Raw genomic sequence first — 12094 nt, 5'->3', positions numbered from 1 at the left:
CCCCCGGCGGAACCCAAACCCGGCGCGTGTCATTATCTGGCCTACCGGCTTACTTTTGTCTAAAATCCGCTTATGAGAAATTCTTTTTCCGTGTCCCGTTTATTCATCCTGGCCTTTCTGGCACTGGCCGGCCTGCTCACTACCGCCTGCAAAAAGGATGCTGCCCCGGCCGATTACTCGGCCGCCGATAATGCCACCATTCAGAAGTACATAGCCGACAAGGCTATACCTAATGCCCAGCACCTGGCATCGGGCCTGTACTTTGTACCAGTAGTCACAAACCCCACCGCCGCCAAGGTGACGGTGGGCCAGACCGTATCGGTGCTCTATACCGGCACCCTGCTCGATGGCACCGTCTTCGATGCGTCTTCCCAGAATGGCAATCTGCCCGTTACGTTCGTAGTGGGCAGCGGCCAGGTCATTGCGGGCTTCGATGAGGGCATTTCGCTGATGCGCATCGGCGAGAAAGCCACGCTGCTCATCCCCTCGGGCCTGGCCTACGGCTCGGCCGGGCGCTCTCCCAATATTCCGCCAAACTCCATTGTGCGCTTCGATGTGGAAGTAGTCGACTATGCCCCTATCGACGACGCACTCATCACGAAGTATATCGCCGATAATAAGATTACCAACGCGCAGAAACAGCCTTCGGGCCTGTATTTTGTGCCCACTACTACCAACCCCAGCGGCACCCCGGCCACCGCGGGCAAAACGGCCTCGGTGCTCTACACGGGCATGCTGCTGAACGGCACCGTGTTTGATGCCTCCTCGCAGCACGGCAACACGCCCATCACGTTTGTAATTGGTAAGGGGCAGGTAATACCGGGCTTCGACGAAGGTATCTCCCTGATGCACAAGGGTGAAAAAGCTACGCTGCTTATTCCCTCGGGCCTGGCCTATGGCCCCAACGGCGCGGGTACCAGCGTACCGTCCAATACAGTGCTACGCTTCGACGTGGAGCTGGTTGATGTGAACTAAGGCTCGGCCGCCCCACGCTGCTGATAACTCAACGCCCCGCCGCCAGGCAGAAGCATTACGGCTTCCCTGGCGGCGGGGCGTTGAGTTATCGGGCAGTAGCAGCTGAGGTAGAAGGAGCGCCAGGTTTTTTTATTTTTATTATATATTGATTATTTATTTTTTACCAATTTTAAAACGCAGGAAGCCAAGGGCCAGGGAGGCGTACGGGTTGCTATCGGAGAAATAGCCCATTACGCTGCGCGTGCTGATACCCGCCTCCCACACCGGCGTCACGAGGGTGACGCCAAACGGCACATTCAGGTTATAGCCCGCGCCGCCGCTTACGCCGGTGCTCAGGCGCACCCAGCGAACGGGCTTGAAATCGAGGCCGGCCCCGATGAAGGGAGCCGGCAGGTTGCCAGCCACCTGGTTGAGAGGTACCGTTACGTCGAGGCCGGCCTCAAACAGCTCGGAGATGCGAACACCGCCGCCCAGCCGCAACTTGGTGGGCAGGCTGGCTTTGTGCTCCTGGGCTGCCTGGTAGGTAAAAAGCGTTTTTCCGGAATCGCCAAACTGGTTGATGATGCTCTTTACTACGTCGTACGTAGCCGTGCCGCTATATTGTGGGTAAGCCAGGTTCTGGTCAGTAGCCGTTACCACGTTGCCGGTCCAGCTCATCGAGCCAATATCGGTAATGGAGGCGCCCAGCCGCACAACCTTGCCTATCTCAGTGGCCAAGCCCAGGTCGAAGCCATTGCCATGACCCACCGGCTGCAAACCAGCGCCAGACTGATAGTTAAAGTTCGGGCTGCTGGCCAGGCTGCCGTAATTAATATTGAATACCGGCGAAAGCGACGAATAGGCCGACAGGCTGCCTCCCGTAATGCGCACATCGGCAATGCCCACGCCTTGAATGTAGCGGTAACCCGCCCCGGCCGTGACCTTGATAACGCCCGGCACATCAAACACTTCGAGCCCGTAGCCAATGTTGAACTCGTTGGTAAGCGCCAGCTGCATCTGGGTGCCATCGAGGGCCGCTGAAAGCAGCGGCGGCGTGCTTTTGGCCGTGCCGTCGGCGGCATAATATTGCTGCACAATGGCCGCGTTGCGGCCATTTACAATAAGGTCGGCGCTGTTTTGGTTGAGCGCCACGTGGCCGCTCAGCCGCTGATGCACCGATACGGCCAGGCCGCCCAGGCCCGCCGGCAGCGCTACGGCGAGCCCAAAAGCGGTAGCGTCGGCGTTGATGTTCAGCGCGTTATTACTGTTGAGGTTGGCAACCAGCGCCGTGCGCTCGGTGGCCGTAAGCGCATCGCCGGAGTGTAGAATCAGCTTCTTGAATTGCGCGTTGGTGAGCGACTGCGACCCGGCCCCCACTCCTACCTCCCCGATAGTAAAGGCAAGCAGGCTGTTGCCCTGGCGGCCCAGGTTGGCCGGGTTGATACCCAGCGACTGATAGTCGAGGGCAAACGTGTTGGCCACGCCACCCCGGCCCGTGGCCGAGAAGTTACTTAGCTCGTTTTGAGCCAGCGCCGGCAAGGTGCTCAGTAGCCCGAGGGTGGCAAGCAGCGAGGAAAAGTGTTTCATAGAATGGTCGTGGGATTGGGTAAAAAATAAGCTGGAACAGCAGCGTAGCGGCTGAATAGTAGCGCCAGGTGTGAGCAAAAATACAGGTTCTGCCAGCCATCCGGCCTCAACGGGGAGCCTGGCTCACTACTTTCACCGGCTCCCGCTCCGCCTGACGATGCAGCCCTGGGCCGGGCCCGGTGCGTATTTTGCAGTCGTGCCTGCTCCTACTCTTTCCCTTGCCGACTATGCCCAGGGCCTGCTGGCCGGGCAGCGCGGCGCCCTGGCTCGCGCCATCACCTTAGTAGAAAGCACCTTACCTGCTCACCAGCTGCTGGCTCAGCAGGTGCTGCAGGCGGTGCTGCCGCACACGGGCGGGGCCCTGCGGCTGGGCATTACCGGCGTGCCAGGGGTGGGCAAAAGCACCTTTATCGAAGCGCTGGGGCTGTATCTGGTCGAAAAGCTGGGTAAGAAGCTGGCCGTACTGGCCGTTGACCCCAGCTCGCCGCGCGGGGGCGGCAGCATCCTGGGCGACAAGACCCGGATGCCGCAGCTGGCGGCGCACCCGCGGGCATTTATCCGGCCCTCGCCGGCCAGCGGCAGCCTCGGCGGTGTGGCCCGCGCTACCCGCGAGGCGCTGCTGCTGTGCGAGGCAGCCGGCTACGACGTCATTTTTGTCGAAACCGTGGGCGTGGGCCAGAGTGAGGTAGCCGTGCATGGCATGGTCGATTTCTTTTTGCTGCTACTGCTGGCCGGGGCCGGCGACGAGCTGCAGGGCGTAAAGCGCGGCATCATGGAAATGGCCGACGCGCTGCTCATTACCAAGGCCGACCACGGCAATGAGCAGGCCGCCCGCCGCGCCGCCCGCGACTACGAGGGCGCGCTGCACCTGTTTCCGCCTGCCGCCTCGGGCTGGGCCGTGCCCGTGCGCACCTGCTCGGCTCTCAGCGGCGAGGGCCTGCCCGAAGCCTGGGAAGTGATAACCCAGTACGCGGCCCAGACCCAGGCCAGCGGCTACTGGCAGCAGCGCCGCGCCCAGCAGCAGCTGCAGTGGCTGGAAGAAGCGGTGCGCCAAGCCCTGGAGGCGCAGTTTTACGGACGGGCAGCCGTGCAGAGCACACTGCCTGACGTGCGCTCTGCGGTGGCTAGCGGGCAGCTTACGCCGTGGGCCGCGGCGGGGCAACTGCTCCAAAACAACTAGGTTTCTGCCACTACTTTGCGCTGGCTAGGGCGTGATAAGCAGTGTTTCAAAGAACTGCTCCCGCTGGGCAACGCAATTTTGCCCGGTCCCGTCTTTAGGGGTAAAGAACAGTTCGTAAATGGCTGTTCCTACGCTGAGCACACGCATGTACTTAACTACCGGAACCCCGGCACCGCTAAGCGCGCGAAATTTTATGGTAAGGATATCTAGCCCCCTTTTAGTTGATACCGACTGCGCCAACAACTCCCCGCGAGCTTTAGTCACCAGCATTGGTATAAGGCGATTTTTATAGTAGTCCAGCCGCGCTGCGGCTTCAGCTAGCATTTGCGTAACTCCAGAGAAGGGCACTATTATCACGACGTAGGTGGCGGCCGCATCTTCTCCCCGAAATGCGCGGGCTGCCTGTATCTGCGGGTCACGCTGATTTGGCGCATGAGCCGCGGCCATCGTGGCGGGCACGTCCATTTCCTGTGTCGCCATCGGGACTCGCACCTGCAGATGGCTATCTATTTTCATAAACTTCCACCGTACATCTTGCGCTTGGGCAAACCCGATAATTCAGCAAACACCAACTTAGAAAGCTATACTTCACTAGGCAAAATTAACTTAGAGCAGATTTCAGGTTAGTGTACATGATAACCACAGTGGTCAAACCAGTTTTTCGCGTCGAGCTCAGTTATCCAATTGGTGGCGTCGTGAATGACGCTTTCCAGGGCCTCGCGGGTGCGGGCCTGGGCGGTGCGCAGCCAGGTTTTGAGCTTGCTGAAGGCGAGTTCGATGGGATTGAAATCGGGCGAGTAGGGCGGCAAATACAGCAGGCGGGCCCCGCGGGCTTCGACGAGCTCGGTCAGCCCGGCCACTTTGTGGGCCGGCAGGTTGTCGAGCACGACCACGTCGCCGGGCCGCAACGTGGGGCCGAGCACCTGGTCGAGGTAGGCGGCAAACACGTCCCCGTTGACGGCCCCGCTCAGGGTCATGACCGCTTGCAACCCGTTCGGCGTCAGCGCCGCCACCAGCGTCACGTTGGGCCCGCCGTGCAGGGGCGTGGCCTGGCGGGCGCGCTGCCCGCCTTCGGCCCGGGCGTAGCGGCGGCAATACGTCAGGTTAGTGCTGGTCTCGTCCACGAACTTAAAACAGGTAAAATCCTCGGCTTGCAGCGCCTCTACAAAAGCTCGGCGCAGCTCCTTCACCCGTTGCGTGTCGCGTTCGGCGGCATGGACGCTCTTTTTTTTCGCCGCCAATCCAGTGCCTGCACCGCCCGCCAGAGTGTGGTCTGGCTCACTGCCGGACCGCCGATGGCGGCCAGCCAAATACACAATTCCGCCAACGTGGCATCGGGCTCCTGGCGCAAACAGGCCGCCAGCTGCGCTTGGGCCGCCGCGTTCAGAAACGGCGCTGGCCCACTGCGTTGCGGCAAAGCAGCCACGGAACCGCTCGTGCGCTGGCGTCGGCGCAACTTGCGCACAAACGAATCCGACACGCTGAACTGCGCGGCCACTTCGCCAATCGTGCGGCTACCTTGCTGGCAAGCGGCCGCCACGCGTTCGCGCAAGTCAGTAGAATAAGCTTTCATGAACGGAATGTACGTTATAGCCTGTACACAAACCTGAAGTTTGCTCTAGCACCTCAGCTTTCTTCATTTGCCCACAGCTAGCCCGGCCAGGTATACCTCCAGCATAGGATATCCGCTATCCCCAATTTTACTGCGGTCGGCGGCGTTCCGGGGGTTGAGCTGGTGGGCCGTTTCCCAGGCGTCGGGCATGCCATCGTGGTCGGTGTCGAGGGGTGCGGGAGCCTGCTTCAGCACGGGCCAGGCGTTGCGCGAAACCGCGTAGGGCGTGCCGTGTGGATAGCCGCCCTGCACGTCGATGATGCGGCCGGTGCGGGTGCGCACCTCGCGCACCATGCGCTGGTCGAGGGTATCGCGCAGGGGGCGCACGGCACCCGCGCCTTTCAGCACGCTTTCGTAGGCTTCGGCGGCGGTTTCGGTAGGTATGGGGCCGAAGTTGAACGGCGTCGTGACTTTGGAAAGAACGGTATCGGCGCGGGTGCCGCCGTTCATATCCACGCCGCGCCAGTTGTTGCGCGTTACTTCGGCACTGGCTTCCTGGTAGTTGCCGGCCAGGTAAAACTTCCCGTAGGGCAACGGATTGTTGCCTTTATCAACTTTGTACGGATTAAGCACGCGGGTACGCACGGCTTCCTTGGTGCTGGGGCCGGGCTTATAATAGTTATTTACTATATTATAGTTTCCGCCTTCGCCGGCATACACGTTGTTTTCGCCCCAGTCGTAAATAACGTTGTTGCGGAAGTCGCAGTTTTCGTAGCCCGCCGCGTGGGTGTAGCGGCTGCCATTAAAGCGCGGCGTGCGGCTGTTGCAGTGCACAAACAGGTTGTGGTGCATGCTGGCATGCTGCCCGCCCCAGATGCCGCCGAAGCCGTGGTGCTCGAAGTCGGTATCGCCCTTCTCGTAGTGGTACGAGTAGTTGAGCGGCGGCCCGATGAGGTTCCAGCTCAGCGTGGTGCTGTCGCCCTCATACACCGAAAAAGCCTCGTCGGTGCTCCAGCTCATCGAGCAGTGGTCGATGACGAGGCGGTGGTTGCGCAAGCCGCCGAAGGCATCGTCGCCGCCCGCACCATCCACAAAGCCCTGGTTCTGGTTTTTATCGCCCAGCCGAAACCGCATGAAGCGAACAATCACGTTCGTGGCTTTTATCTGCACCGTGTAATCGGCCAGGCAGATGCCGCCCCCGGGGGCCGTCTGGCCCGCAATGGTGGTGTTGGATTTGCTGATGGTGAGCGGCGAGAGCAAGTGGATGGTGCCCGACACCCGGAACACAATGGTGCGGCTCGGTGCCTTGGCCTCGCTCAGCTCCACGGCGTAGCGCAGGCTGCCGGGCTTGTTATCATCGAGCAGATTGGTAACTTCGAGCACCGTGGTGGGCACCGCGGCCGTGCCGCGCCCGCCCGTGGTGAAGCGCCCCGCGCCCTCAACCCCCGGAAAAGCCAGCGGCGGGGCGGCCACGCCCGGCCCGCTCAGGCGCAGGGCCCAGCTGGTAGCCATGGTGGCCAGTAACAACCCGTGGCGAAGCCCAAAGCCTATCAACATAATAAAGACGACAAAAAGTGGGGCTAAGGGCAGGCAACCTACCCGAAGGCTACAAATATGAGTAGCTGCACCGGGGCTCCCGGCGCGGGCGCGGTACTTTCTTTGCGCAATCGTTGTCGGCAACGTTGCCAGCGGCGCAGTCGCGGCGCTTTTTTTTACTATGGCTGATTCTACTTCACCCCCGGCGGCCGGCCCCCTGGCCGGCCTGAGCTTTACGCTGACCCTGGTAGCGCTGGCCGGCTACGTCGATGCGGTGAGCTACCTGCGCTTTCAGGGGCTGTTCGTGTCGTTTATGAGCGGCAACACAACGTCGCTGGGCGTGGCCATTGCGCAGCAAAACGCGGCTAAAGCCGGCGAGCTGGCCGGCGTGGTGGGCTTATTTATTGGGGGCGTGCTGCTGGGCACGCTGCTGCACTACCGCGCCGGCCGCTGGGGCAACACGTGTATATTACTACTGACTGCCGCCCTGCTGCTGCTTGCCCACACTGTGCCGGCCGCTACTATCGCGGGCCTCACCCTGGGCATGGGCACGCTCAATGCCTCGGTGCATCAGGTGGGGCGCATCAAGGTCAGCCTCACGTTTGTGACGGGCACGCTGGTGCGCATGGGGACCGGCCTGGCCGAGTGGCTGAGCGGGCGCGCGCCGGCGCAAGACTGGCTCTGGCCCGGCACGCTCTGGCTGGCGTTTCTGACCGGGGCGCTGAGCGGAGCCGCTACGCTGCGGCACCAACCCACGCGGGTACTGCTTCTGGCCGCCGGCCTAAGCCTGGCGCTGGCCCTGGTAGCGCGCCGCGCGCGGGGCATCGCGTAGGTATATAGCATAACGAATGACGAACCCTTGCTACCCGCGCCGGGACCGCACGGTGAGGTAGTCGAGGTAATACAAAATCTTCACCGACACATTGTTATTATGCGCGGTATTTATGGTACTGGCCAGGTTGTCGAAGTAGAGCGGCGTGGCTTCGCTGCCCAGGATGCTGGTGCCACCCGCATTTTTCCACACCAGGCTCACCTGCGAGCCGGGCGCAAACCACCACACAAACGCCGCGTCGATATTGAAGGCGTTGAAGCTGGTGTCGTGGTTGCGGAAGTAGCCCGGCAGGTTCTCCTCCCCGCCGTTGGGGCTCAGGCGGGCGAAGCTCAGGTAGTGCACGCTGCTGATGTAGTGCCGGGTGCGGAACGTGAGGGAGATACGGTTGGTGAAGGTGTAGTTGGCGGCCAGCGTGTTGGTGTACGTCACCACCCGGCGGCGGCCCAGCAGCACGTCGGGCGTCAGGAGCGCGCTATAAAACTGGTCTATGGGCTGCGTCAAATCGAAGCCGTCGTTCACGTAGCCTATCTGGTTCACCTTCAAAGCATAATCGAAGGTATAGCGAAAATTTAATTTATCACTGACGCGGTAGCGCGGACTCAGGGTAAGGCCGTAGGCCAGGCGGCGGGGGCGCTCCACGCGGTTGTCGAGCGCGTAGGGCCGAATGCCGGCGTTAATATCGTAGGCCAGCTTTTTGCGGTAGTCCGACGATACAAACGCGCCCAGATTCACGCTGCTCGGCACCCACACGTAGTACCCGCCCAGCGGGGCGGTGCGCGGCTCGTAAAAGTCGCGCCGCAACGGGTCCACGTTCACATTGAAGCCGGTAGTCAGAAAGCTCTTGGTAAAGGTGGTGTTGGCACTGCCGTAGAAGCCGGTATTCTGATAGAGTAAGGGCTTGAATAAAAAAGAGTGATAAATGCCGGCCGAGGTATAGAGGTTGTTGACTTTCCAGAAAGGCTGGTACTTGTTGTAGCTCGCGTTTACCGACTGCGACACGTTGTTATTGCCAAACAAGATGCCCAAATCGTTGGGGTTATAGGTATCTGATTCGATGCCGTGGTCGACGTACCAGGTAAAGTTACCCGATATTTTGCCGTAGTTGAGGTAGTACTTATAGCCGCTCTGGTCATCAATCGGCGCTTCCGAATTCAGCGCCAGGCCGTGGCGCTGCGAGTAGTTGAGCTGACCGCTGAAGGCATGCTGGTTTTTTTTATCGACGAGGCGAAACAGGCCGGCCGTGACGTTGGCGTTGTACGTCTGGCCGCCGCGCGTCACGTTGGTATTGATGAGCGATACGTACGAGTTGTGGGGCAGGCTCTGGTCGAGCACCACGATGTTGTAGTTGGTCAGCGGCTGGGTCAAAATCTGGCGCTGGCGGCCGCTAAGCGAGTCCTGCACCGTGGCGTAGCTGGCGGCCGACACGGCATTGAACACGCCGATACCCAGGCCTTTACTGGTGCGCCCCGATACTTTGGTGGCATTCAGCAGGCGCGTTACCCCGGGGTTCTGGTACACAAACTCTCCCTTAGCCAAAAGCCCACCCTGCGCCTGAAGCACCGGCACGTCGGCAAAGCCCATAGGTTGCGCGCCTATCCGGCGCGAGTAAAACAGCCCGCCCTTGTTAAAGAGCTCGGTGCCTTCGGTGAAAAAAGGCCGGTTTTCCGGGTATTGCACCTCAAAGGGCGAGAGGTTCAGCACCTGGTTGTCGCTGATAGTCTGGCCAAAATCGGGCACCAGCGTAGCGTCGAGCGTAAAGCTTTCGTTGATGCCCCATTTCAGGTCGGCGCCGCCGTTGAAGCTGGTAGTTGCGTTTTGCTTACCCAGCTCATTATAAGGATAATGATTGACGTAGGCGCTTACGTAGGGCGTGAGCGAGAGGCGTAGCGGTGGGTGCAGGTTTTCAAGATTGGTCAGCTCGCCCCACTGGTTTACGAAGCCATCGACGGCCGGATTGATAGGATTCCAGGTAAACTGTTGGTTATCCCGCTTACGCTGCCGCATAAACTGCAGGCCCCAGGTTTGCACCGGCGCCTGGGCAAAGCGGATGGCCGAGTACGGAATCCGGATTTCTACGCTCCAGCCCTTGCCACCGGGCAGCGGGGCTACGCGGCTGTCCCACACGGCATTCCAGGCGCCATCTTCGCCGTTGGCGGGCGAGTAGCGGGTGTCCATCTGCACGCCGGTACTCATCACGAAGAAGCCATAGCCGTTGAGGTGGTCGCGGTAAGGGTCGAGAAAAATGGCAAAGAAATCGGTATTTCCGACGTTATCGCGCTGCGTCAGCTCGCGCCTGATGCTATCGGGGCTGGCCTCTATCATCCTGGCGCCCACGTACATCGCGGCATCATCGTAGAGTACCCGTACTTCGGTAGGCAGGCGCTCGGCGTGGCCGGGGTGCGGCCGGTACTCGGTAAACCGGCCCGCCACCGGGGCGGCCTGCCAGGCGGCCTCGTCGAGCAGGCCGTCGAGCTTAATCGGAGCAGCTATGCGCTGGGCAGCCACCTGCCGGCGAACCGGGGCCGACGAACTGGCCGGAAGCGACTGAGCAGCCAGCCGCTCAGCAGTACCTAATAATAAACAGCTCAGCAACAGCCAGAAAACCCGTCGTAGAGCTAAAGCAGAAAACATGGCAGGCAGGTGAAGAAAGGGTGTAGTGAGCCATAGACACCGGCCGAAGTGCCAGCGTTGTCTGAGTTACCCAGTTTTTTTGGCGATTTGGGCTACGGCTGCTTTCTGAAAAACACGTCGCCACTCACCGATTCGAGCTTCACCAGCGGACCCGTGCCGCTGCCGTAGCTGCCGTGCAGCTCGTAGCCCACGTAGCTGTGCGCTTTCAGGTTGCTGAACGTCACGGCCGGGTCGGCATACACCTCCCCCGTAATGCTCTTCAGGCTGAGGTCGGCGCCCTGGGCCGGCGGCCAGCTCAGGTCTACATTACCGCTTACGGTAATGGCCTCTACGGCGCTGCTGCTCAGGTTACTCAGCTTTACATCACCGCTCACGCTGCGTACCGTAACGGGGCCGGCCAGACTGCTGAGCAGCAGGTCGCCGCTCACTGTTTTGGCAGTGAGCGCTCCGCTGAGGCCGCTCACGTCGATGTCGCCGGTAAGGGTCATGATACGCAGGGCCGTGCCCACGGGCAAGGTCACCTCGTAGTCGATTTTCAGGCAATAGCTGTACTCGCCCTGGTGGTAGCTGACACTGGGCCGCAGCCCGCCGGTTTTGGCCGAGCGGGTGTAGCCGCCGTGTATGCCCCCCGAAGAATTGGTGCGGCTGCCTTCCTGGCAGTCGCCGGTGTACTGGGTTTGGCGCAGCTTTTCTTCGTCGAGCTTTTCAACTACGGCCAGCTCCGGGCCCGTAGTTTCGGTAGTCAGGCGGTAGAGGTCATTCTGCTGATTGTCATTGATACTAACCCTGGCATTTACGCTCAGCCCCGCGCCCGGCCGCACCCGGATGGTATGGGCAAATTTCAGGTCCAGCAGCACGCGCTGGCCGGCGGTGAGGTTTGCGGTTTGGGTTACGAGGCGCTGGGCCAGCGCCGGGGCCAGGCTGCTGAGCAGTAGCAGGGCGGCAAGTAAAAAGCGGGTCATAAGAAGCTAAATCAAGGAGTGAGAAGAGGGTAAGAATGTAGCGCACACGGCTTCTACCTGGCTTTGCGCACGAAAATGTCGCCGCTGATACTCTTGAGCGAGAAGGTAGCGCCGCCGCCATTGGCGCGGCCTTCCACCGTTTGGCCGCCCACGTGGCGCAGGCCGTTGCCTCCGCTCAGGTTAAGGTCGAAATCAGTATAGATTTCTCCCGATATAGAGCGCATCGACAGGCTCACTTTCGAGCTGGCGGGCAGCGTCACGTCCACGTCGCCACTCACCGACGAGATGGCGCTGGGCTGGCTGGGCGTGGCGCTGAACTGCACCTTAATGTCGCCGCTCACGGTGTTGGCCACAATGGGGCCGCTCACGTTCAGCAGCCGCAAATCGCCCGATTGCAGGCTGATTTCGATGCGGCCGGCCAGGTCGCGCATGGTCAGGTCATCGGCCCCGCCCCAGCCGCCCTGCGCAAAGGAAATGTCGGTCTGGCGCGGAAGGCGCACGGTGTAGTGGCCTTCGCTGCGCCCCGTTTTCGAGATGCGAATGGTATTGTCGGCCCCGGCAGTCACCGCCAGGCCCAGGCGGGTATTGTCGCTGCCGCCATTATAGATAGGCCGCAACCCGGTAGCCGACGCCGGCGGCGCCTCAAAATGGCCCGAGCCGTGAATCAGCACCTCGTCGCCGTCGTAGCCCTCTACTGACACGTCGCTGCCGCGCATGTCGAGCACCACCTTGCGGTTGGTCGGGCTACTGAATTTCATTTTGTACTCCTGGGCGCGCAACGACGCGGGCAGGGCCAGGCCGAAGGCCAGCAGAGGAATTAAGGCAAATTTTTTCATGATAGGTAAAAGCGAAAGGAGTAG

General features: G+C 61.1%; 11 protein-coding genes. 3 read left to right on the top strand and 8 right to left on the bottom strand.

The genetic code is table 11. From position 1 onward, the window contains the following. Positions 1-90 precede the first annotated feature (90 nt). A complete protein-coding gene (locus F6X24_RS12425; protein WP_191906311.1) occupies positions 91-975 on the top strand; it encodes an FKBP-type peptidyl-prolyl cis-trans isomerase in 885 nt (294 codons plus the stop codon). Positions 976-1128: 153 nt separating this feature from the next. Here the strand turns inward: F6X24_RS12425 and F6X24_RS12420 are convergent, their stop codons facing one another. After that, positions 1129-2541, bottom strand: a complete 1413-nt coding sequence (locus F6X24_RS12420) for a DUF5723 family protein (RefSeq protein ID WP_151088307.1) — start codon at positions 2539-2541, stop codon at positions 1129-1131. A gap of 196 nt (positions 2542-2737) precedes the next feature. Here F6X24_RS12420 and meaB point away from each other — a divergent pair, with 196 nt between their 5' ends. Continuing rightward, a complete protein-coding gene (meaB, locus tag F6X24_RS12415; RefSeq protein WP_229725072.1) occupies positions 2738-3721 on the top strand; it encodes a methylmalonyl Co-A mutase-associated GTPase MeaB in 984 nt (327 codons plus the stop codon). A gap of 24 nt (positions 3722-3745) precedes the next feature. On the opposite strand, the gene F6X24_RS12410 is transcribed toward meaB, so the two are convergent. The 4 genes from F6X24_RS12410 to F6X24_RS12395 all read right to left on the bottom strand — a co-directional run bounded on the left by F6X24_RS12410 (position 3746) and on the right by F6X24_RS12395 (position 6785). After that, complete coding sequence (locus tag F6X24_RS12410; RefSeq protein ID WP_151088305.1) at positions 3746-4237, bottom strand: hypothetical protein; 492 nt, start codon at positions 4235-4237, stop codon at positions 3746-3748. A gap of 107 nt (positions 4238-4344) precedes the next feature. Further along, positions 4345-4962, bottom strand: a complete 618-nt coding sequence (locus F6X24_RS12405) for an IS630 family transposase (RefSeq protein WP_191906310.1) — start codon at positions 4960-4962, stop codon at positions 4345-4347. Next, positions 4908-5294: a transposase gene (locus tag F6X24_RS12400; protein WP_191906309.1), complete on the bottom strand. Its 387-nt coding sequence runs from the start codon at positions 5292-5294 to the stop codon at positions 4908-4910. Before F6X24_RS12400 ends, F6X24_RS12405 begins: the two co-directional genes overlap by 55 nt. 63 nt (positions 5295-5357) lie before the next feature. Further along, positions 5358-6785, bottom strand: a complete 1428-nt coding sequence (locus tag F6X24_RS12395; protein ID WP_151088304.1) for a pectate lyase family protein — start codon at positions 6783-6785, stop codon at positions 5358-5360. Positions 6786-6990: 205 nt separating this feature from the next. Here F6X24_RS12395 and F6X24_RS12390 point away from each other — a divergent pair, with 205 nt between their 5' ends. Next, positions 6991-7641 carry a YoaK family protein gene (locus tag F6X24_RS12390; protein ID WP_151088303.1) on the top strand — a complete coding sequence of 217 codons (651 nt, stop codon included), beginning with the start codon at positions 6991-6993 and terminating at the stop codon, positions 7639-7641. Between the two features lie 30 nt (positions 7642-7671). Here the strand turns inward: F6X24_RS12390 and F6X24_RS12385 are convergent, their stop codons facing one another. From F6X24_RS12385 to F6X24_RS12375, 3 genes are all read right to left on the bottom strand, one after another. Further along, entirely contained in the window at positions 7672-10272 is a 2601-nt protein-coding gene (locus F6X24_RS12385; protein ID WP_151088302.1) for a DUF5916 domain-containing protein, read from the bottom strand. 92 nt (positions 10273-10364) lie between these two features. Beyond that, entirely contained in the window at positions 10365-11234 is an 870-nt protein-coding gene (locus F6X24_RS12380; protein ID WP_151088301.1) for a DUF4097 family beta strand repeat-containing protein, read from the bottom strand. A 53-nt stretch (positions 11235-11287) separates the two neighbouring features. After that, on the bottom strand, positions 11288-12070 hold the full coding sequence (locus F6X24_RS12375; RefSeq protein ID WP_151088300.1) for a DUF4097 family beta strand repeat-containing protein: 783 nt from the start codon (positions 12068-12070) through the stop codon (positions 11288-11290). Between the last annotated feature and the right edge of the window lie 24 nt (positions 12071-12094).

Source organism: Hymenobacter baengnokdamensis, from assembly GCF_008728635.1.
GTDB lineage: Bacteria > Bacteroidota > Bacteroidia > Cytophagales > Hymenobacteraceae > Hymenobacter > Hymenobacter baengnokdamensis.
Note: the sequence above shows the minus strand (reverse complement) of the source record. Positions and strands in the feature narration are given on the sequence as shown.

Bases quoted from the DNA above. Each gene is read 5' to 3' on its own strand.
- F6X24_RS12420 (WP_151088307.1), bottom strand. From the start codon at position 2,541: ATGAAACACTTTTCCTCGCTGCTTGCCACCCTCGGGCTACTGAGCACC.
- F6X24_RS12410 (WP_151088305.1), bottom strand. From the start codon at position 4,237: ATGAAAATAGATAGCCATCTGCAGGTGCGAGTCCCGATGGCGACACAG.
- F6X24_RS12400 (WP_191906309.1), bottom strand. From the start codon at position 5,294: ATGAAAGCTTATTCTACTGACTTGCGCGAACGCGTGGCGGCCGCTTGC.
- F6X24_RS12395 (WP_151088304.1), bottom strand. From the start codon at position 6,785: ATGGCTACCAGCTGGGCCCTGCGCCTGAGCGGGCCGGGCGTGGCCGCC.
- F6X24_RS12390 (WP_151088303.1), top strand. From the start codon at position 6,991: ATGGCTGATTCTACTTCACCCCCGGCGGCCGGCCCCCTGGCCGGCCTG.
- F6X24_RS12385 (WP_151088302.1), bottom strand. From the start codon at position 10,272: ATGTTTTCTGCTTTAGCTCTACGACGGGTTTTCTGGCTGTTGCTGAGC.
- F6X24_RS12380 (WP_151088301.1), bottom strand. From the start codon at position 11,234: ATGACCCGCTTTTTACTTGCCGCCCTGCTACTGCTCAGCAGCCTGGCC.
- F6X24_RS12375 (WP_151088300.1), bottom strand. From the start codon at position 12,070: ATGAAAAAATTTGCCTTAATTCCTCTGCTGGCCTTCGGCCTGGCCCTG.